General features: G+C 29.9%; 19 protein-coding genes and 2 other annotated features. Of the genes, 2 read left to right on the plus strand and 17 right to left on the minus strand.

What is annotated here, in order from left to right; all coding sequences use genetic code 11:
- Positions 1-6: 6 nt before the first annotated feature.
- The 4 genes from recQ to A7L45_RS17685 form a co-directional block, all read right to left on the minus strand.
- Positions 7-2,175 carry a DNA helicase RecQ gene (recQ, locus tag A7L45_RS17670; protein ID WP_071614006.1) on the minus strand — a complete coding sequence of 723 codons (2,169 nt, stop codon included), beginning with the start codon at positions 2,173-2,175 and terminating at the stop codon, positions 7-9.
- Between the two features lie 151 nt (positions 2,176-2,326).
- Complete coding sequence (locus A7L45_RS17675; protein ID WP_071614007.1) at positions 2,327-2,710, minus strand: response regulator; 384 nt, start codon at positions 2,708-2,710, stop codon at positions 2,327-2,329.
- Between the two features lie 35 nt (positions 2,711-2,745).
- Complete coding sequence (locus A7L45_RS17680) at positions 2,746-3,516, minus strand: LytR/AlgR family response regulator transcription factor (protein ID WP_071614008.1); 771 nt, start codon at positions 3,514-3,516, stop codon at positions 2,746-2,748.
- Between the two features lie 129 nt (positions 3,517-3,645).
- Positions 3,646-4,293: a sensor histidine kinase gene (locus tag A7L45_RS17685; protein ID WP_071614009.1), complete on the minus strand. Its 648-nt coding sequence runs from the start codon at positions 4,291-4,293 to the stop codon at positions 3,646-3,648.
- A gap of 207 nt (positions 4,294-4,500) precedes the next feature.
- Between A7L45_RS17685 and A7L45_RS17690 the strand changes: the two genes are divergently transcribed.
- Together A7L45_RS17690 and A7L45_RS17695 are read left to right on the plus strand one after the other, a co-directional pair.
- A complete protein-coding gene (locus tag A7L45_RS17690) occupies positions 4,501-4,992 on the plus strand; it encodes a YajQ family cyclic di-GMP-binding protein (RefSeq protein WP_071614010.1) in 492 nt (163 codons plus the stop codon).
- Positions 4,993-5,302: 310 nt separating this feature from the next.
- Positions 5,303-5,548 carry an AbrB/MazE/SpoVT family DNA-binding domain-containing protein gene (locus A7L45_RS17695; protein ID WP_071614011.1) on the plus strand — a complete coding sequence of 82 codons (246 nt, stop codon included), beginning with the start codon at positions 5,303-5,305 and terminating at the stop codon, positions 5,546-5,548.
- A gap of 83 nt (positions 5,549-5,631) precedes the next feature.
- On the opposite strand, the gene A7L45_RS17700 is transcribed toward A7L45_RS17695, so the two are convergent.
- The 13 genes from A7L45_RS17700 to ytxC form a co-directional block, all read right to left on the minus strand.
- Positions 5,632-6,057 (minus strand): zinc ribbon domain-containing protein, encoded by a 426-nt coding sequence (locus tag A7L45_RS17700; protein ID WP_071614012.1) that lies wholly within the window; start codon positions 6,055-6,057, stop codon positions 5,632-5,634.
- A gap of 541 nt (positions 6,058-6,598) precedes the next feature.
- Positions 6,599-8,965, minus strand: coding sequence for an ATP-dependent DNA helicase (locus tag A7L45_RS17705; RefSeq protein WP_071614013.1), 2,367 nt, complete (start codon positions 8,963-8,965; stop codon positions 6,599-6,601).
- A 113-nt stretch (positions 8,966-9,078) separates the two neighbouring features.
- Positions 9,079-11,025 carry an ABC-F family ATP-binding cassette domain-containing protein gene (locus tag A7L45_RS17710; protein ID WP_071614014.1) on the minus strand — a complete coding sequence of 649 codons (1,947 nt, stop codon included), beginning with the start codon at positions 11,023-11,025 and terminating at the stop codon, positions 9,079-9,081.
- Between the two features lie 189 nt (positions 11,026-11,214).
- Complete coding sequence (locus tag A7L45_RS17715) at positions 11,215-11,814, minus strand: cell division protein ZapA (protein ID WP_071614015.1); 600 nt, start codon at positions 11,812-11,814, stop codon at positions 11,215-11,217.
- A 178-nt stretch (positions 11,815-11,992) separates the two neighbouring features.
- The gene (gene pheT / locus A7L45_RS17720) at positions 11,993-14,374 is read right to left on the minus strand and encodes a phenylalanine--tRNA ligase subunit beta (RefSeq protein WP_071614016.1); all 2,382 of its coding nucleotides are present in this window, start codon (positions 14,372-14,374) and stop codon (positions 11,993-11,995) included.
- 89 nt (positions 14,375-14,463) lie between these two features.
- Positions 14,464-15,483 carry a phenylalanine--tRNA ligase subunit alpha gene (pheS, locus tag A7L45_RS17725; RefSeq protein ID WP_071614017.1) on the minus strand — a complete coding sequence of 340 codons (1,020 nt, stop codon included), beginning with the start codon at positions 15,481-15,483 and terminating at the stop codon, positions 14,464-14,466.
- A 70-nt stretch (positions 15,484-15,553) separates the two neighbouring features.
- Positions 15,554-15,766, minus strand: a binding site (T-box leader).
- A gap of 74 nt (positions 15,767-15,840) precedes the next feature.
- Positions 15,841-16,626: a TrmH family RNA methyltransferase gene (locus tag A7L45_RS17730; protein ID WP_071614018.1), complete on the minus strand. Its 786-nt coding sequence runs from the start codon at positions 16,624-16,626 to the stop codon at positions 15,841-15,843.
- Between the two features lie 12 nt (positions 16,627-16,638).
- The gene (locus tag A7L45_RS17735) at positions 16,639-17,298 is read right to left on the minus strand and encodes a potassium channel family protein (protein ID WP_071614019.1); all 660 of its coding nucleotides are present in this window, start codon (positions 17,296-17,298) and stop codon (positions 16,639-16,641) included.
- An 11-nt stretch (positions 17,299-17,309) separates the two neighbouring features.
- Entirely contained in the window at positions 17,310-18,674 is a 1,365-nt protein-coding gene (locus A7L45_RS17740) for a TrkH family potassium uptake protein (protein ID WP_071614020.1), read from the minus strand.
- A 138-nt stretch (positions 18,675-18,812) separates the two neighbouring features.
- On the minus strand, positions 18,813-19,172 hold the full coding sequence (rplT, locus tag A7L45_RS17745; protein WP_071614021.1) for a 50S ribosomal protein L20: 360 nt from the start codon (positions 19,170-19,172) through the stop codon (positions 18,813-18,815).
- Between the two features lie 26 nt (positions 19,173-19,198).
- On the minus strand, positions 19,199-19,396 hold the full coding sequence (rpmI, locus tag A7L45_RS17750) for a 50S ribosomal protein L35 (RefSeq protein ID WP_071614022.1): 198 nt from the start codon (positions 19,394-19,396) through the stop codon (positions 19,199-19,201).
- Positions 19,397-19,415: 19 nt separating this feature from the next.
- Entirely contained in the window at positions 19,416-19,943 is a 528-nt protein-coding gene (gene infC / locus A7L45_RS17755; protein ID WP_071614023.1) for a translation initiation factor IF-3, read from the minus strand.
- 36 nt (positions 19,944-19,979) lie between these two features.
- Positions 19,980-20,091 (minus strand) — a sequence feature (ribosomal protein L20 leader region).
- Positions 20,092-20,276: 185 nt separating this feature from the next.
- Positions 20,277-21,176, minus strand: coding sequence for a putative sporulation protein YtxC (gene ytxC / locus A7L45_RS17760; protein WP_071614024.1), 900 nt, complete (start codon positions 21,174-21,176; stop codon positions 20,277-20,279).
- Positions 21,177-21,208: the final 32 nt, after the last annotated feature.

Consider the following 21,208-nt stretch of genomic DNA (forward strand, 5'->3'; position numbering starts at 1 on the left):
TTTTCTCTAAGAAATCTTATTGTTAGCGTATTTAAATATTGTTGCTTTTATAGCTAGATAATCTATTTCTTCTGGTAATTCTTCTTTAATAGGTCTGAGCTTTGCTGCTCCGATTTTCGCTATAACCTCAAGGATAAGTGCTTCCTGGTTTTTTGGAATAAAATCATCTAAATTAACATCAAAACCCTCAGCTGCACATTTAAATATATGTTCTTGCACTGTCAGGCTTTTAAGTTTCCTCTCGCTTATTATCTCCTCTATGCTTTTACCATCCTTATACATGTTATATGTAATAATATAACTTGGCACCTTGTCTTCATTTTTAGGGTCTCGCTCAATCGCACTCTCCGTTTTACCGCCATCCTCTTCATTATATAGTATTTCTGTCTTAATTTCTATATTGTTTTCATTCATATATTTTTTAATAACTTGAATAAATTCCTCTCCATACTTATTAAGTTTAGATTCCCCTACACCTTTTATGTTTAGCATTTCTTTTTCATTTACTGGGAAATATTCGCTCATCTCTCTTAGTGCACTGTCTGCAAATACAATATATGGTGGAACTTTTTCACGTTCAGAAATTTCCTTACGCAAGCTGCGCAATATTTCAAATAAACCAGTGTCCTTAACAACTTTTGCTTTCTTTTTATCAACTTTTTGATATACTTTTTCTTTGTTTTTAAGTACGAGTACTGCTCTTTCTTTTAAATGAACCACTGGGAACTGCCCATCTGCAAGTGACAAATATTCTTCTGCTGTAAGCACATTTATAAGATCTCTTATCTCTTTCACCGTATATTGCTTTATTATCCCATAGGTCGATAATTTATCAAATCCAAGTTCCAAGACCTTTTTATTTTTAGATCCACGCAGAACATCTGCAATTAATGAAGTACCATACCTCTCCTTCATGCGAAGGATGCAAGAGAATATTTTTTGTGCCTCTATAGTTATATCTACAAGTTCACTCTCATCATTGCAGGTACTACAATTATCACATTTATCTTGAACATTTTCTTCCCCAAAATACTCTAAAATAAACTTTCGTAAACATCTTGTCGTATGTGAATAATCCACCATAGCTTGAAGTTTTTTATATTCATTTACTTTTCTTTCAGGTGCTACTGTGCTTTGTTCTATAAAAAACTTTTGGAGTAGGACATCCGCCGCTGAAAATAACAATACACATTCACTTGGCTCACCATCACGCCCGGAGCGTCCTGCTTCTTGGTAATATGCTTCCATGCTTTTTGTTAAATTATAATGGATTACATATCTAACGTTTGATTTATCTATTCCCATACCAAAAGCATTAGTAGCTATAATTATGTTGATATCATCATACAAAAACTTTTCCTGATTTTGCTTTCGCTCTTCGTCGTTTAGTCCTGCATGATATTTACCTACATTATATCCTTTTTTATGTAGCAGCTCATAAAGATTATTTGTTTCCTTCCTTGTAGCTGTGTAAATTATCCCCACTTTGTCTTTATTGTCCTCAATGTATTTCATTACAAAATCTCTTTTATTTTCACCACGGATAACCGTAAAGCTTAAATTTTCTCTATTAAAACCAGTTACATAGACATCAGGCTCTCTTAATTTTAATAGCCTTATAACATCTATTCTTACGTCCTGCGTTGCCGTGGCCGTAAATGCTGCTATAATTGGTCTTTGTGATAATTTATCAATCAAACTAGAAATTGCTGCATAACTAGGCCTAAAATCATGTCCCCATTGTGATACACAATGAGCTTCATCCACTGCTAAAAGCGATATTTTTAATCTATTTAACATATTACAGAAAAAGTCTGACTCTAGTCTTTCTGGTGCAACATAAAGGAGTTTAAACTCGCCGCTTGCTACCTTATCAATTCTTTCATTCACTTCATTAATACTTAATGAGCTATTTATATATGTTGCAGCTATCCCTATACTATTTAAGGTATCCACTTGATCCTTCATAAGCGATATAAGTGGTGATATAACAAGTGTTACCCCTTCTAGCATTAAAGCAGGTATTTGATAACACACTGATTTTCCTGCTCCTGTAGGCATTACAGCAAATGTATCTTTCCCATTTAATATGCTATCTATTACATCTTCTTGTCCTTTTCTGAAATTATCATATCCATAATACTTTTTTAATTTTTCTTGTGCTTCACGCAACATATATTTCTTCCTCTCATACGTAATAATTGCTTACAACAGTATAACATTATTTTAAGGATTTTGTACCCTTATGATGATGAACTTTGAATTTGACTTATATATAAATGTAAAAATAGACTTACTCTTTTATTTTAAAAACATAAGAGTAAATCTATAAAATTTTTATCCCCAAAACATTTTCAGCTATAGCTAAAACTTCATTAAAGTGAAAAGGTTTAGTAATGTACTTATCGCACATTACTTGTCTTCCTCTATATTTGTCATCTTCTCGCCCTTTGGCTGTTAAAAGCACTATATATATACCTTGTAGCTTTAATTCTTTTTTCACTATATTACATACCTCATATCCATTTATTGTAGGCATCATAATATCTAAAAATACCAAGCTAGGCATCTCTCTTTTAATAATATCCAAAGCTTGCTTTCCATCTTCGGCTAAAAGTATTTCTACATCTCTCTCTTTAAAATCTTCGAGTATCTCCTCTAGTAATAATCTATTATTAACTTCATCATCTACTATTAATATTTTCTTCATTTATACCTCTCATCTCTTATCATAAATAACAATAATCACATATTAAGTATTCTTCTAAACTCTTTAACGTAGTGTCTACTTACAGGAACTTCCTCTTTCCAGTCTTCTATTTGAAGTACAAAAGTACTATTAAACCATGGTACTATTTTATAAATTCTATCTAGATTTACCAAATAACTTTTATGACTTCTAAAAAAGTTCTGATTAATCAACTTATTTCCTAATTGGTTTAACGTATAATTTGTTGTATACGTGGCCTTTCTAGTAAATGCAAACACTTCTCTATTAATTACTGTGCAATATAATATGTCTTGTGGATGTACAAGAAAAATACATTCATCCTTCCAAAGTGCTAACTTTACCATACCTGCATTTGATATTTTTTCTAAAAGAACTCTTTGTTCTAAAAGCACTCTTTGTTCTAAACGTATATTTTTACTACAATTATGACTTCCCTCTATCTTATCCATAGTGAGAGCTAATCTTTTCTCTGAAAATGGTTTCAAAACATAATCAATAACATTAATTTCAAAAGCTTTTATAGCATATTTATCAAATACTGTGGCAAATATAATATTCACTGAAAAATCCAAATTACATATCTCCTTAGCCAATGTAATACCATCAATTTCTGGCATTTCTATATCTAAAAAAATAATTTCGGGTTTAGATTTCTTTATGAATTCTAAAGCTGTTAAGGGACTTAAAAACTTACCTATAATTTCTATTTCACTCCTTCTACTTAGAATGAAACTTAATTCATCCAAAGATAATTGTTCATCATCTACTAAAACTACTCTTAACATATAAACCTCCACCCATACTAAAATTTCATCATACTCGTAATAATGCATTGTTACAATTTTACTTCGCTATAAAAATATTGTCAATTCAATGCTATAATTAATTTTTTTGTCAAGATATATAATAATAAATCAAACAAATTTTATATATTCAATAGGTATATACAAGGTTGTATATGTTCCAATTAGCAATGTACTAATCACTTCCAACTTGGCATTATATAAATCTTTATATAATGAATTTAGGTTTGAAGTAGATCCCTGATTTTCACCATTTAATATTTGTTCTATTTGAAACTGATCCATTCCAACACCATCGTCTTTAACTCTTATTACTATTTCTTCCATTTGCCTTTTAATCATAAAAGTTATAGTACCACCATGAGTTTTTTTTAAAATTCCATGTTTAATTGAGTTATCTATTAAATTGTATAATGAGTCTTTAGGTATTAAAAAATTTATATCTTCTTCTATGTAATACTCACAATTCAATCTATCTCCAAATCTGACCTTTTGAATATATAAATATGATTTTATGTATTCTACTTCTTCCTGCAATAGTATACTTTCATCTGTTACATTAAAATTAAATCTCAAATAATTACTAAGTTCTAGAACAACATTCCTAGCTTCTTCAGGATTTTGCCTACAAAGTGATAATATACTATTTAATGTATTAAAGATGAAATGTTGGTTAATATAAGGTACTTTTGGTTTCATTTCCTTTTCATCTTCAATATTCTTTAATTTGCTAGGCTTCTTTGTTTTATTTACTTCCATTGATTTTTCTCCTTATAAATATTTATAAAAACATTATTTTCTATTCATTAAATATATCGTTGATTTATATATATACCTTAGTTACATAGCCCTAATATTAAAAATTTAATCTTTACTCATTAACTACTGGACATTTACAAACTATTAACCTACTATTAATTAAGAGATTCGAATTAAGTTACATAAATTTAGAGGAGGTTTTTAATTATGGCAACTGCACATTCATTTGACGTAGTATCCGATGTAGATATGCAAGAAGTAGATAATGCAATAAATCAAGCATTAAAGGAAATTAAACAAAGATATGATTTTAAAAACACTATTACTGAAATCAAGTTAGGTAAAGAAGATATTAAAATAATTTCTGATGATGATTTTAAATTAAAGTCCGTTATAGAAGTTCTTATAGCGAAATTGATTAAAAGAGGAATATCTGGAAAAGCATTAGACCTTGGTAAACAAGATGTTGCTACTTTAGGTTCTGCAAGACAAACAGCTAAAATTATAAAAGGAATTTCCACAGAAAAAGCTAAAAAGATAATTGCAGAAATTAAATCTAGTAAAATTAAAGTTCAAGCACAAATTATGGATAACCAACTAAGGATTAGTGGTAAGAATCTTGATGATTTACAAGAAGTGATGGCTTTAATAAAATCAAAGGATTTTGATATTGCATTACAATTTACCAATTTTAGATAGTTATATTTAAAAAGACTATCTCAAAGTGATTAAAAATTACTTTGAGATAGTCTTTTTTTTACCCATAAAATCTTACACTAATTGAAAACTATTATGAATATTGTAATAATTAAACTATTTTGTATGTTGTATAAGATAGTATAATAATGTTTAAAATGACATAGCATTATATTTTTTTTGCATAATACGTAAATGATTGCTAATTTTTATTATTTTTTTTAAATATTTTCATAAACCTATTGACGTTTTATGTATTATTTGCTACAATTTAATTATAAATAAGTCGAAAGATGTTCGAGGAGGAAATTAAATGAAATCAACAGGTATTGTAAGAAAAGTGGATGAACTTGGAAGAATTGTTATTCCTATAGAATTAAGAAGAACTTTAGATATAGATATCAAGGACGCTTTAGAAATCTATGTAGATGGTGATCAAATCATTCTTAAAAAATATGAACCAGCTTGTATTTTCTGTCAAAATGCAAGAGATGTTGTAAACTATAAAGGCAAAAACATTTGTAAAGATTGTCTTGCTGAATTAGGTTCAGGTAAATAATTTAGGATATTTTTTCCTAAACTAGGTACAAGCCTAATAAAAAATAATATAAAAAAAGATATCCCTTATAAGGATATCTTTTTTTATGTTCTTAACCTAAACTCGCTACTACACTTTGAGCAAGTTACAATAATTTTGCCCTTGCGTTTTGGCACTCTTAATTTCTGTCTACATTTGGGACAATAAGTTATCATATAATTTCTTTTTTCTTTTAATTGCTCTAATGGCTTATATTTTTTAATTTTAATCTTAAAATTTTTTATATTTTGTTTAAAACTTTGTCTAAAATTTTTAATTTTATAATGAAAATTTCTTTCTATATTTTCATAAACAAATTTTTCATTATTTCTTCCAGACATGTTAGTTGACCTACTTCTCCAAATTGAATAGATAATAAGTGTCGATGCTAAAATCCAAGACCTAGCTACAATCAAAAATATTCCTAGCAATAAGGTTACTTTTGAAAATCTATCCCAACCATAAAGTTCTTTAGAAGATTTAACAAACATTTATACTATTCCTCCTTATTATACTTTTAAATAGATAACAATCTCTAAATTGCCACTCTCATATAGTCTATCACTATAAAGCTTTAATCATTATTAATTTTCTGTAAAAGATACTTGCTGACAACTAATTGCTTATTTAAATTCTATATTCCTTATATTTTGTCGAATGTTTTCGTTATTTTCAGTTTTAAATTTGTTTAAATTAAACTTTTAATAATTCTATTGACTATTTGTGTAATCCATGGTATTCTTAAATCAAGAAATAAGTCGAAACATATTATTAATATACACACAAAAGATAGTTCTTATTTCGACATTAATTGCAAAACTTAAGTACCCCCATAATAAAAGGAAACTATTTATGTCCTATTAATGAACTATTATCGTATTCATGGATATAAATATTTTATGTAGATGTATTTGTAGCTGTTATAAATAAATTAGGTTTCCTTTCTTTATCCCCCCCCAATATATTAATAGATAAACTTTAAGTATAAAAAAAACTTGAGCATTCGCTCAAGTTTTTTTATTTTAAAATGTATTATTTCCAAAAATGACAAATTTCTTCACTTACATGAATATTATTACTAATTATTTGATAATTATTCCATTCTTTTGGAAATAGTCTTCTATACCTTTGATTAAGAAATCTATCATCTATTAAAAGTACAGTTCCTCTATCCTCTTCTGTTCTAATCACTCTTCCTGCTGCTTGTAGTACCTTATTCATACCTGGGTACATATAAGAATATTCATACCCACAATTGCTTTTATTATTAAAGTAATCTTTAATAATTTCACGTTCAAAGCAAATCATAGGATGCCCTACCCCAATGATTATAACGCCAATCAATGCGTCACCTTTTAAATCAATTCCTTCTGAGAAAATACCACCTAAAACTCCAAACCCTAGAATATTATCTTTACTATCTCTATTAAAATCCTTAAGGAACTCTTCCCTAGCCTCTTCAGTCATTGCATTAACTTGAATACTAACTTTCACACTTGGATACATCTTCGAAAACCTATTAAAAACAACTTCCATATATTTATATGACGGAAAAAACACCATGTAATTTCCCTTTTTAGCTATTATAACAGAATATATATATTCTACTATTTTGGGGTAACTATTTTCTCTCCTATTATATTTAGTAGAAATATCCTTAGCTATCATAACTTTAAGTTTGTTTTTATCAAATGGGGAATTTAGCGTTAAATTGTAATCCTCGCTTTGTCCACCTAAAATTTCTTTAAAATATGATAGAGGAAGTAGTGTTGCTGAGAAATATATCACCGATCGCCCTCTTTTGGATGCTTCTCTTAGAAGCTTAGATGGATCTAGGCAAAATATTTTTAACACTACATCATCATCAAAACTTTCTACATAAGTTATATATTTATCATCGTATAGTTCAGCTATTCTTATAAAACTGAGTGAATTAAAATATAACTCTAAAAAGTTATCATATATTTCAGATTTTTCATTTTTAGTTAGCCATATTTCTAATATCTTAGTAAGCCTTGTAAGAAGATTATACACTTCTACGGGTTCAGATTCTTGTTTATAATACCCATCTTCATTGCACATTTTTTTCATGTTTAACATAAAAGAATTTAACTTACTTAATATTTTATACATTTGGTCATTTTTTCCTTTTATATCTTTTTTCAATTGTAGAAGTAACTTTTTATGAATTTGGGATGAAAACATCTCTCTTGCCCTATCTACTAGGTTGTGAGCTTCATCAACCAATATAGTATAATCGCCCTTGTTATCAGTAAAGAATCTCTTTAAGTAGACCCTAGGGTCAAATACATAATTATAATCGCATATAACACAATCAGCCCATATTGTTAAATCTAATGAAAATTCAAAAGGACATACATTATGTTTATTCGAATACATCTCAATTATATCTCTACTAAACGTATTTTCATTCTTCAATATATCAAAAATGGCATCATTAACCCTATCGAAATGTCCTTTTGCAAATTTACATTGTTCTGGATTACATGCACTGCCCTTACTAAAACATACTTTATCCTTTGCAGTTATTGTAATGGTCTTAAACTCAAGGCCTCTCTCCTTCATTTTATCAAATGCATCCTCTGCAACTTGTCTTGTTATAGTTTTTGCAGTTAAGTAAAAAATTTTTGAGGTATGCCCCTCTCCAATGGCCTTAATGCTTGGGAATAATGTAGATATAGTTTTACCTATTCCAGTGGGAGCTTGCACAAATATTTTTTTGCCTTCTACTATTGTTTTGTATACAGAAACTGCTAGTTCTCTTTGTCCCTCCCTATAACTATCAAAAGGAAACTTTAAATCTTTTATAGTCATGTCACGCTTCATATTCCACTCATTTGTAATATTCGCCCATATAAAATAATTAGAAATAATTTCATCAAAGAACTCTTTGAGTTTATTAATTGAAAAAGCTTTAATAAATCGCTTAGTTTTCTCACTACTTATTTCATAATATGTTAATTGAACATTAATAAGAGTAAGATCGTTTTGTATCCCATATATATATGCATAACACTTAGCTTGAGCCCAGTGGAGATTATTGTAGTCTTCTTTTATAAATTCTATATCTTTAGTAACTGTTTTAATTTCATCTATGGTGACTTTTCCATCTTTTATAAGAATACCATCGGCTCGTCCATCAATTACAATAGTAATATCATTATGTATTGTTATATGTTTTAAACTTACCTCAGATAAATATTCCTCGGAAAGCAAGACAGAATACTTTTCACTATTTTCTTTTTGAATCTTTTGATGTGCTTTGGTACCCTCTACAGCCCTGCTGCTTCCCATAAACCGCATATCCAAATCCCCAGCTCTTAGTACAAACTCTACTAAGTTACGCACAGATATTTTTATGTCTCTACTTTTATCCACAGGTTATACCTTCTTTATTATTTTAGCGACATTTCAGAAGGTAAATCTCACCCTTCTACAAGTGTGAGATTTACCTTCTGAAGTCATTAATATTCAACTCCGAAAGAGATGATTTAACTATTTTTCTGAGATTCTATTTTTTCTACTAATTCATTTAAATATGTCCAACGCTTCATTAAATATTCAGTCTCTACTTTAATAGTTTTTTGAAGCTTAACTAGTTCTTCCAAATATTCAAAGTCACTACTACCAGCGTTAATTTTTTTATTAACATCTACAAGTTCTGATTCCTTCTGCTCAATTGCAGCGTCTATTTCATCAAATTCTTTTTTTTCTTTAAACGTAAACTTCAAAGGCTTATCATTTTTAATGTCTTGATTATCATCCATAGCAACTTCTTTATTATCAAGCTCCTTTTTTTCTTCTATATTCACCTCATTATTACCTTCTAGCACCTCGGGATTTTTTTCTATATATTCTTGATAATCAGTATAGTTTCCAACAAATTGTACTATTTTTGCATTGCCCTCAAAACTAAATATTTTATCAGATACTCTGTCTAAAAAGTATCTATCATGTGATACAGTTATAACAACACCATTAAATCCGTCTAAATAATCTTCGAGTACCGCTAGTGTTTGAATATCAAAGTCATTAGTTGGCTCGTCTAAAAATAATACATTTGGAGCTTCCATAAGAATTCTTAATAAATACAACCTTCGTTTTTCTCCACCTGATAAGCTAGAAATAAAGGAATGTTTCGTATTTTTATCAAATAAAAATCTCTCAAGCATTTGCGATGCTGTAATCTTTTCTCCACTACCTGTAGATATGTATTCTGCACCTTCTCTTATGTATTCAATTGCACGAAGTTTTTCATTCATCTCACCATTTTCCTGATGGAAAAATCCAATTTTCACTGTTTCGCCCCATTCAACGAGCCCTGCATCTTGTTTTAGTACTCCACTTAAAATATTCATTAGAGTAGATTTCCCCATTCCATTAGGCCCTATAATTCCAACCTTATCTCTCCTTGTGAATATATGACTAAAATCTTCAATTAATTTTTTTTCACCAAATGCCTTATATATATGTTCAACATTCATAATTTTTTTACCAAGCCTTGTAGATGCCGAAGATAGTTCTAAGTTGTCACTTGAAGTATCTACTTTTCCATCTTTGAGTTCATCAAAACGGTCAATCCTAGCCTTTTGCTTTGTGCTTCTAGCTTTTGCTCCACGTCTTATCCACGCTAGTTCCTTTTTAAACAAACTCTGCCTTTTTCTCTCTAGTGTATCCACTAAAGCCATTCTCTCAACTTTCTTTTCTAAGTATACAGAATAATTACCATCGTAACTATATAAATTACCCTTGTCTAGTTCAAGAATTTTATTTGTTATTCTATCTAAAAAATACCTATCATGAGTAATCATAAGTAGAGCACCTTTTCTTTTGTTTAAAAATTTCTCTAACCAATCAATTATTTTATTATCCATATGATTTGTAGGCTCATCTAAGATGAGTAGATCTGATGGAGTAATAAGTGCACTACATAAAGCTACTCTCTTTCTTTGCCCACCTGAAAGTTCACCTATACGTTGCTTAAAATCAGTTATCCCGAGCTTTGTTAAAATAATTTTAGCATCATCTTGCACTTGCCATCCATTACATGCATCCATTTTATCATTTAGCCTCATTAATGCATTTAGAGTAGATTCACTTTCTGGATTCTCTTGTAATTTTTCTAAAACTACCTCATATTCCCTTATGACTTTCATAACATCAGTATCACTCTTGAAAATCTGCTCAAGTACTGTAGCTTCTGAATCAAACTCAGGATTTTGAGATAAATACTCTATATTAACCCTATTGCCCTTTATAATTCTGCCCCCATCTGGGACTTCATAGCCAGCTATTATTTTTAAAAAAGTTGATTTTCCAGTACCATTAACACCTATTAATCCCATTTTATCTCCATCACTTATACCTAGTGATACTTTATCAATGAGTATTCTCTCACTATAACTTTTACTCACTTCTTCTATTGTTAACAAATTCATATATGTACCATCCTTTTCATGGCATAACACCATGCTTTAATTATAACTAAATAAATAGCTAAGGTATAGTGGAAATTTTTTTAAAAATTATTCCTCTATCCAAAGATATAAATTGTTTGTGTATTCTTAGTCCCTATCATTAAAAAAGTCGCCTTGCGGCGACACCTTAAACATAATCTTAAATAAAATTTATTTTTTACGTGTAACTAAAAGAGGATTGTTTATTTTCTTTTGTTTAGCCAAACTAATTTGATATTCTATCAACTTGTTTTGAGAATCAATTATCTTATACTTATAAGACTGAAGCTTAAATTTCATTTCTTTATTTTCTGTTTTAATGCTTCTATTTTCTTCACTAGAAATTTTATTGATCTCTTTCATACCTTCTAATTGATGTTGCATATCTATATTTTCCTGCTCTAGGGTTTTTACATATTCAGTTTTTTCTATATGTTTACATTTATTAAGCAATTCCTGATTGTAATCTTCCATATGGCTTAACTGTTTTTTTAAATCTTCCAACTTAACTGTCAATTCCTTATCATGTTTATCTAATTCTTCACCCTTAGCTGATAGTTCCTTGCAAAGTGAATTGCTTTTAAACATATCATCACCTAAATTTAAAGCCGTTAAAATTGCTGCAGAAGAGGTACTAAGTTTTTCATTATTTCCCATTATATTCTTTATCTTTTTATCAACATAACTGGCTACCATATGTAAATATTCTTCTCTTTCATCACCCTTTAAATTATATTCAATACCATTTATTTTTATTGTTACAACGTTCATCTAAAACACCCTCTTAGACAGATTAGTTAATCCCATTGTACCACAATATAACTTTTAATAAAACCAATATTTTGAAATTAATCATACAAATCAAACAATTAATAACTTAGTATACTTAATAAGAAATATGCATTACATAATTAAAACTCCCTTACTTTAAGGGAGTTTTAATTATTTGCTATTCTCTAAGTTCTGCACCAACTTTATTTTCTAAAGTTCTTAATATTTTCTCATGTACTTTATTTACCTCATCGTCAGTTAATGTCTTATCTGCCCTTCTGTAAACTATAGCATAGGCTATACTTTTTTTACCCTCTGCTATCTGCTTACCCTTATATACATCAAATAACTTAACACTTTCTAAAATATTACCACCTTGCTTTACAATTACATCCTCAATGTCTTGAACTAAAACTTCATCATCAACTAAAAGAGCAATATCTCTTGTAACAGCAGGAAATTTTGGAAGTGATTTATACTTATTATTTAAATCTGTATGTTTATATAATATATCCAAGTTTAATTCTGCGACATAACATCTTGGTAACACCTCATAGTTCTCTGAAACACTCGGATGAATTTCTCCAACCACGCCTACAAATTCTCTCTTCACATACAAATTTGATGTTTTTCCTGGATGATAAGTATGATTTTCACTTTCCCTTTTATATGATGCATTTTTTATTCCCAAATTATCCAATACATTTTCAACGACACCCTTTAAATCCAAATAATCAACATTTCCATACATTCCTATTGTTAATATATTTCTTTCCTCTGGGAGCTTATCTAAATCAGCACTAGGTATATAAACCTTACCTATCTCAAACAACCTAACTTCTTCATTATTTCTTGAATAATTTCTTGATAAGCAGTCCATCATAGATGCTATAGTCGTAGTTCTCATTATGCTATAATCTTCACCTAGTGGATTCTTTATAGTAACTACCTTCCTTAATTCACTCTCTTCTGGTACTAAAAGCTTATCAAATATTTTAGGACTTACGAAAGAATAACTTATTGATTGATTAAGTGAACTTGCAGTTAAAGAAAGAACTACTCTATCTTCTAACTTTTGCTTCTCACTTTTCCCACTTTTTGAAGTTTCGCAATTAGGTAATGTAGATGGTATATTATCGTAACCATATATTCTAGCTATTTCTTCTGCAATGTCCTCTCTAATGTTAATATCAGATCTATGTGTTGGCGCCTGTACAATTAAAAAATTACCTATTATCTCAGTAGTAAGTTCTAATCTATCGAGATATGATTTCATATCATATTTAGATATATTTGTTCCGAGGAAAGTATTAATCCAATTTATATCCACTTCTAAAGTATGAGATTTAATTATTTTAGGATATACATCTATGCACCCCTGCATTATTTCACCAGCACCTAATTCTTCTACTAAATGACAAGCCCTATTAATTGCCATTTCAGCCATATTAGGATCCAAATCTTTTTCAAATTTTGAAGATGCATCAGTTCTTAACAATAATTTTTTCGATGCAAGTCTTATATTAACTCCATCAAAATTTGCACCCTCAAATATTACACTTGTGGTGTCTTCTTTAATTTCTGAATTAAGACCTCCCATTATACCTGCAAGTCCTATAGTTCTATCTCCATCTTTTATGGTTAATATACTGTCATCTAACTCTCTTTCTTTTTCATCCAATGTTATAAATTTTTCACCATTACTCGCTCTTTCGATGGCTATGTTATTAGTAGTAATTTGCCTAGCGTCAAATGCATGCATAGGTTGACCAAGCTCAACCATAACAAAGTTTGTAATATCTACTATGTTATTAATAGGTCTGATTTCAGCTTCTATAAGTCTTTCTTGCATCCACTGCGGTGATGGCTCAATTTTTACATTTTTTATACCCTTTAACATATATCTTTTGCATAACTCATCTTTAACTTCTACCTTATAGATATCCTCTACATTCTCCCCTGCAGTAGCTTTATAATCAAGAGCTGGCTTTCTATATTCTGTGCCTAATGTTGCGGCCGTCTCTCTAGCTATTCCTATAATACTAAGACAATCTGCTCTATTAGAAGTTATCTCAAAATCTATTAGAACGCTTTGAAGATTTAATACTTCTTTTATATCTTTACCAAGTGGTGTATCCTTTGGTAGTATCATTAACCCCTCTACAGGTTCATCCACAGCTATTCCAAGTTCTTCCTCAGAACAGAACATACCATTGGATAATATACCACGAAGTTTGCCTTTCTTTATTTTTGCTCCTCCATGTAGCGTTGATTGATGAAGTGCTACCGGTACAATATCATTTTCTTTCATATTGGTAGCTGCTGTAACAATTTGTGTTGGTGCACTAAGTCCTATATCTACCTGACATACAACTAATTTATCAGCATCTGGATGACTCACAATTTCTATTATTTTTCCTGTAACAACATTTTGAATTTCAGCACCCGAAATAATAACTTCCTCAACTTTTGAACCAGACAAAGTTAATTTGTCACCGAGCTCCTGTGGTGAAATATCTATATCGACATAATCTTTAAGCCATTTAACTGGAACTTTCATAATATATCCTCCTAGCATTTGTGTTAGTACAAAACAAGTATTAATTGTTTCGCCCCTTGTAACTATATAATTACCAAATAATTATTAATTTAGAATTGTTTTAAAAATTTCATATCACTTTCATAAAGTGCGCGAATATCGTCTATTCCGTAATTAAGCATTGTAATTCTATCAAGCCCAAATCCAAAAGCAAAACCACTATAAACTTCTGGATCAATTCCACAATTTCTTAAAACATCTGGATGAACCATTCCACAACCCAAAAGTTCTATCCAACCGCTTCCACTACAAACCTTGCATCCTTTACCCTTGCACACAAAACAAGTAGCATCCATCTCAGCTGAAGGCTCTGTAAATGGAAAGTGATGTGGTCTAAACTTTGTTTCCATCTTATCTCCAAACATCTTTTGCGTAAATAATTCTAACGTTCCCTTTAAATCAGCAAATGTAATTCCCTTATCTACTACTAATCCTTCAATTTGATAAAAAATTGGCGAATGAGTAGCATCTGCTGCATCTGACCTGTAAACTTTACCTGGTGAAATCATTTTTATAGGTGGTTTCTGCAATTCCATAGTTCTTATTTGTACTGGTGATGTTTGAGTTCTTAAAACCACACTATCATTTATGTAAAAAGTATCTTGCTCTCCCCTTGCAGGGTGGTTTTTAGGTATATTTAATGCTTCAAAATTATAGTAATCTGTTTCTACCTCAGGACCCTCTTCTATTACAAATCCCATAGATAAAAATATGTCATTAATTTTTTCAAGTGTTAGCTCAAGTGGATGTCTTTTACCTATTGTTTGTTTTTTTCCTGGCATAGATATATCTATAACTTCACTTTTTAGCTTTAATTCGTTTTCTGCTTGCTTTAATTTGTCTGAGGCTTTAGTTATAATTGATTCAATATCCTCACGAACCTGATTTGCTAGTTTCCCAATGACTGGTCTTTCTTCATTTGATAGCTTACCCATACCCCTTAATATTTGCGTAAGTTCACCCTTTTTCCCTAAATACTTAACCCTAACATTTTCTAATTCTGTTTTAATATCTGCTCCTTTTAATTCTTCTAAAACTGCAGCTTTTATCATTTCCAACTTTTCTTTCATAATGAAAACTCCCTTCATATTTGTGTAATATATTTACATTTTTTTATAAAACAAAAAAAACCATCCCCAATAAAGGGACGGAATATCCGCGTTACCACCCTAATTGACTAATAAATAGTCCTCTTAGATAAATTTATCGGTTCTACCCGCTAGCAGTTACTTTATTTCACTGTTAGAACTCCAGAGTGAACTTCAATATAAAAATTATTTTCGAAGCTCTCAATCTAAGGCTTCTTATCCCTGTAAACATTTTTATATTTACTATCTCCATCACAGTTTATTATTCTTCGTTAATTTATGAAAGTATACAAAACATTATAACCATAACTACATAAAATTTCAACTATGAATTTATAACTATATAATATTTTTTTGTCTTACAACTTCATACATCATAATCGATGATGCTACTGCTACATTTAATGATTCTGCACCACCAGGCATAGGAATTTTAATTTTCAAATCACATATCTCATAAACTTCATCACTAATTCCATTTCCTTCATTTCCAACTGATATAATAATTTTGCCTTTTAAGTCTATATCATAAAAGTTTTTATCAGTATCGAGTGAACTAGTTACTAATTTAAATCCACTCTTTTTAAGTTTTTTAACTAGTGATAAATCATTATCATAAATAATAGGTATTTTAAAAATAGAACCCATTGTAGCCCTTAATGTTTTCTCATTATAAATATCCACAGTTCCCTTTGTAAGTATAACTCCCAGGGCCCCTGCAGCATGGGCAGTTCTAATTATAGTTCCCATATTTCCTGGATCTTGAATCCTATCTGCTAACATATAAAATCCATTGTCATACTTGATTTCTACAGGTTTATTTCTAACCGATGCAATAATCCCTTGTGGATTATCTGTATCGCAAATATTTTTAAATAAACTATCACTAACACCATAAACTTTAGTATTTACCTGCAGCTTATTTTTCATACTGGAGTTCTCAAATTTAACCTCGCCTCTAGCACTTATAAATATATGTACCACTTCAAACCCTGAGTCCAGAGCCTCTTCTACAAATCTAAAACCCTCAACTAAAAACATATTACTACTTACTCTATACCTTTTTTCCTTTAATTTCCTAATATCTTTAATCAATAAATTATCCTTACTCTGAATATATTCCAAACGAAGTACCCCTTATTTAACTAAATTTTCTAATGCATTTAATTCTTCAATGCTACCTATAGCCACAATAATATCTCCAGGTTCAATAATATTATCGGCTGATAGAGAAACATCAACATCATTATTTCTTTTTATAGCCATTACATTTATTCCATATTTAGCTCTTATATTTAATTCTCTAAGTGTCTTGTTATGCCATTCTATCGGACTCACAACCTCAGCAATACTATAATCAGGCGATAATTCTATATAATCTAATATATTTGATGACACTAAATTATGAGCAACACGTTCACCCATATCTCGCTCTGGGAAAACAACTCTATCTGCACCTATTTTATATAATACTTTAGCATGTAATGCATTTGTTGCCTTTGTAATTACATATTTTACTCCCAATTCTTTAGCCAATACTGTTGCCAAAATACTAGATTGAATATTATCACCTATACCAATAACCGCACAATCGAAATTACGAATACCAAGGGCTCTCAAACTATTTTCATCATTTGCATCAACTTGAACTGAATGAGTAACTGAATCTGAAATATTTTGAACTACCTCCTCATCAGAATCAACTGCTAAAACATCGTTTCCCAAAGCATATAATGTTTCAGCAACTGCTGTTCCAAATCTTCCAAGTCCTATAACAATAAACTGTTTTTTATTCATTACTTCCACTCCTATCCAATTAAAATTTTACCTTCCGGATATTTTATAGTTCCAGATTTACCGCTTCTTCTTTTAGCTAATGCGAGTATTATAGTAAGCGGTCCCACTCTTCCAGCATACATGGTAAGCGTTATTATTATCTTCCCGACTATTGTTAGTTTTGTAGTTAATCCAAGGGTTAATCCAACTGTAGCAAATGCTGAAGTGGCCTCATATAAAAAATATTCAAAAGGAATATTGGATGGCTCCGTAATTGATAACACCATTGTAACTGCTATTACAATTCCCAGTCCAAGAACAGTTATTACTAAGGATTTGTACACAACTTCTTTATTTATACGTCTCTTAAGTATTTCAGTATCTTCACGTCCACGAACTACAGATACTACCGTCATAAAAAGCACAATTGCAGTAGTCGTTTTTATTCCACCAGCCGTTGAACCAGGAGACCCACCGATAAACATTAATATTATCGTTAGAAAATTTCCTGCACTAGTCATCTTGTCTAATGGAATAGAATTAAACCCAGCTGTTCTAGGTGATACTGATGCAAATATTGAAGATAAAATTTTACCCTTCAAAGACATTCCTTTCATAGTGCCCGGATTATTCATTTCAAAAATGAACATGAGAATTGCACCGGAGACAATTAGCACTATTGTTGAATAAATAACTACTTTAGAATGAAGTGATAACCTTTTGTTTCCCTTAGAATTATAAATTTCTACCCAAACATAAAACCCTAATCCACCTACTGCAATTAATGCTGAAATTGTAAGTATTATTACAGAATTATTAGCATAAGCAGTAACACTTTTAAAATTCCCCATCAAATCAAACCCAGCATTGCAAAATGCAGAAACCGCATGAAATACACTATAATAAATCCCCTTGACAATTCCAAATTCAGGAATGAATTGTGTTGCAAATAGCACGGCTCCTACTCCTTCAATTGAGAATGTAAATATCAATACATATTTGATCATTTTTACTAACCCCTGTAATGAATTTACATTCATAGCTTCCTGCATTACTAGCCTTTCCTTTAATGTTATTCTCCTTCCCAAAAAGAAAAAAGCTAAAGTTGCAACCGACATAAATCCAAGTCCGCCGGTTTCTATTAAGAGCATTATTACAGTTTTCCCAAAATAAGTCCAATATGTTCCCGTATCTAGGGTTATAAGACCTGTAACACACACAGCAGATGTAGAAGTGAATATACAATCTATAAATGGTGTAATTTCACCACTTTGAGACGATATCGGCAAGCTAAGTAGTATCGCACCTACAAGTATTACTATAGCGAAACCTAATGAAAGTATCTGAACTGGAGTATATTTTTTTTTATTTTTTAAATTTTTAAGATCTAATTCCAAATTAGCCACCTCTACACCTTTAATTATTCAAAATAGTATTTTTTATAATTACATTTCATTAATTATAGCACTTAACATATTTTTGTCAAAATACAATAAAAAATGCAGCCATAAGGCTACATTTTCAGATAAATAATTTTAAAGTTTTAATTGTTTTTTTGCAACTTCTACTAATTCAGCAAAAGCTTTTGGATCATTTATAGCAATTTCAGAAAGCATTTTTCTGTTAATATCTATGCCTGCAAGTTTCATACCATTCATAAATCTTGAATATGAAAGATCGCTTAATCTTGTAGCAGCATTTATTCTAGCTATCCAAAGTGTTCTAAAATCTCTTTTCTTTCTCTTTCTACCTATATATCCGTTTCTTAAACCTCTCATTACTGCTTCATTTGCTGTTTTAAATAACTTACTTCTTCCACCGTAGTAGCCTTTAGCGAGTTTTAATACTTTCTTATGGTTTTTACGAGAGTTAACTGCTCGTTTAATTCTTGCCATTTAATATACCTCCTAATCACCATTTTTTATAAGTATGGTAATAATTTTCTCATGTTTTTTATTTGAGTTGTTGAAACATATGCTGTTTTTCTAAGATTTCTTTTTCTTTTAGGACTCTTTTTTGTTAATATATGACTTGTAAAAGCCTTTGCTCTTTTTAGCTTTCCTGACCCTGTCTTCTTAAATCTTTTTGCTGCGCCTCTATGTGTTTTCATTTTAGGCATGTAAAATTCCTCCTCTCGGTTATGCTTTTTTGGGAGCTAAAATCATTATCATATTTCTTCCCTCTTGTCTCGCTGGTTTTTCAACAATATAAACATCACCGATTTTTTCTACAAAAGATCTTAATATCTTATGCCCCGCTTTTGAATTTTCAATTTCTCTTCCTCTAAATCTTACAGTTATCTTTACTTTGTCTTCATCTAATAAGAACTTTTTAGCATTGCTAGCCTTAATAGAAATATCATGGTCTTGTATTGTTGCACTCAATCGTATTTCTTTAAGAGTTACAACCTTTTGTTTCTTTTTAGCTTCTTTTTCTTTCTTTTGTTTTTCATATTCAAACTTACCAATATCCATTATTCTACATACTGGTGGTTTTGCAGTTGGTGACATCATAACAAGGTCTAAATCACTATCTTCTGCAAGCTTTATTGCATCCCTAGTATCTAAAATGCCAAGTGCAGAACCATCTGCTGCAATAACTCTTATCTCTTTATCTCTTATTTCTTCATTCATCATAAAATTTTTGTTTTTACTAATAATTTTCACCTCCTAGGTGTACTTGCTTAAATTTTTTATATTATTCAATAATAAAAAGGACGACACGAATGCCGTCCTTAATAGTAACAATTTAAATTACTAATTAACCTAACTAGCTATGCTGTAAGGTGAGAAACGGCTGTTTCTTCTTGTTAAAATAATTCTATTATATAAAATATTACTTCAAAATATTTATTTATATTTCATTCACAACAATTTATACTTTACTATAATATTGTTTAATTGTCAACTATAATTTATCTATCATTGAATTGTTTATACTGATATGGTTTAATTGTTTCACACATATACAACCTTTTTTACTATAATATCATAATTACCTCATACTAACACTCCATTTTTTATCTTCTCACATTCACTACACGTATCACAATAATAAACTTTGTCTGTAAAAACTTTGCTTATTGTTTCAATTAACTCCTTATTTTTACAATGCTGGACGCAGTGTATAATCACCTTTTTAGGAGCACTAGATATCATGGTGCTAATTATAAGTTCTTCTTGATTTTTTATTGAATCAAATTTAACATCTGGTAACTCACCCATCATACTTTCTACTAAATTATTACCTTCTTTATCTCTTAAATAATAATTGCCATCTTTTTCAATTAGGATATTAACTTCATCTACCTTGCTCTCTTGAATATCAACGAAGTATTTAAGAAGTTTTATAAACTCATTATATTCTTTTTCCACCATATAATCCTCTACAACTTTGTCAACTATACTCTCTAGATCCGCATTTAGCTCTTTTGACCTGAATGTTAAAAATCCACTTATATTAATTTCATTATTTTCCTCTATACATCTTGTTATTTTATCAATAATAACATTTTTTCTATTTATACAATATACCATATTAGGACCAGATATTTCACCCTCATTAAACAATGCTTTTTGTATCCGAGGTTTAACTTGTTTTATTTCATCATTTTGTAGAAAGAAATATGTTTCAGTAAGGAAATCATTTATTCCTTTTTTGCAAAACTCTATTGTTACTATTTTATATAACATATTTGCAACATTCAAATTAAATGCTTTGATACTACTATCACATATATTGTTATCACTACAAAAGAACTTAATAAAATGCATATCTTCTACTATGCTTTCAGATACACCTAAAATTGTTTTTTTATATTCAAAACATTTTTTTATCGCATTTATCTCGTCAATAATGTATTCCATACTCCTATTATATACAACGGTTAATAAAAGCATTTCGCACACTCCCTTCTTATTACGGTAGTATG

Origin of the sequence: Clostridium estertheticum subsp. estertheticum, assembly GCF_001877035.1 — a bacterium.
Lineage (GTDB): Bacteria > Bacillota > Clostridia > Clostridiales > Clostridiaceae > Clostridium_AD > Clostridium_AD estertheticum.

Coding starts and splice junctions, on each gene's coding strand:
- A7L45_RS17715 (WP_071614015.1), bottom strand. CDS start 11,814: ATGAACGTTGTAACAATAAAAATAAATGGTATTGAATATAATTTAAAG.
- ytxC (WP_071614024.1), bottom strand. CDS start 21,176: ATGCTTTTATTAACCGTTGTATATAATAGGAGTATGGAATACATTATT.
- A7L45_RS17710 (WP_071614014.1), bottom strand. CDS start 11,025: ATGAATTTGTTAACAATAGAAGAAGTGAGTAAAAGTTATAGTGAGAGA.
- A7L45_RS17680 (WP_071614008.1), bottom strand. CDS start 3,516: ATGTTAAGAGTAGTTTTAGTAGATGATGAACAATTATCTTTGGATGAA.
- A7L45_RS17675 (WP_071614007.1), bottom strand. CDS start 2,710: ATGAAGAAAATATTAATAGTAGATGATGAAGTTAATAATAGATTATTA.
- A7L45_RS17695 (WP_071614011.1), top strand. CDS start 5,303: ATGAAATCAACAGGTATTGTAAGAAAAGTGGATGAACTTGGAAGAATT.
- A7L45_RS17735 (WP_071614019.1), bottom strand. CDS start 17,298: ATGAATAAAAAACAGTTTATTGTTATAGGACTTGGAAGATTTGGAACA.
- A7L45_RS17690 (WP_071614010.1), top strand. CDS start 4,501: ATGGCAACTGCACATTCATTTGACGTAGTATCCGATGTAGATATGCAA.
- rplT (WP_071614021.1), bottom strand. CDS start 19,172: ATGGCAAGAATTAAACGAGCAGTTAACTCTCGTAAAAACCATAAGAAA.
- A7L45_RS17685 (WP_071614009.1), bottom strand. CDS start 4,293: ATGGAAGTAAATAAAACAAAGAAGCCTAGCAAATTAAAGAATATTGAA.
- recQ (WP_071614006.1), bottom strand. CDS start 2,175: ATGTTGCGTGAAGCACAAGAAAAATTAAAAAAGTATTATGGATATGAT.
- pheS (WP_071614017.1), bottom strand. CDS start 15,483: ATGAAAGAAAAGTTGGAAATGATAAAAGCTGCAGTTTTAGAAGAATTA.
- pheT (WP_071614016.1), bottom strand. CDS start 14,374: ATGAAAGTTCCAGTTAAATGGCTTAAAGATTATGTCGATATAGATATT.
- A7L45_RS17700 (WP_071614012.1), bottom strand. CDS start 6,057: ATGTTTGTTAAATCTTCTAAAGAACTTTATGGTTGGGATAGATTTTCA.
- rpmI (WP_071614022.1), bottom strand. CDS start 19,396: ATGCCTAAAATGAAAACACATAGAGGCGCAGCAAAAAGATTTAAGAAG.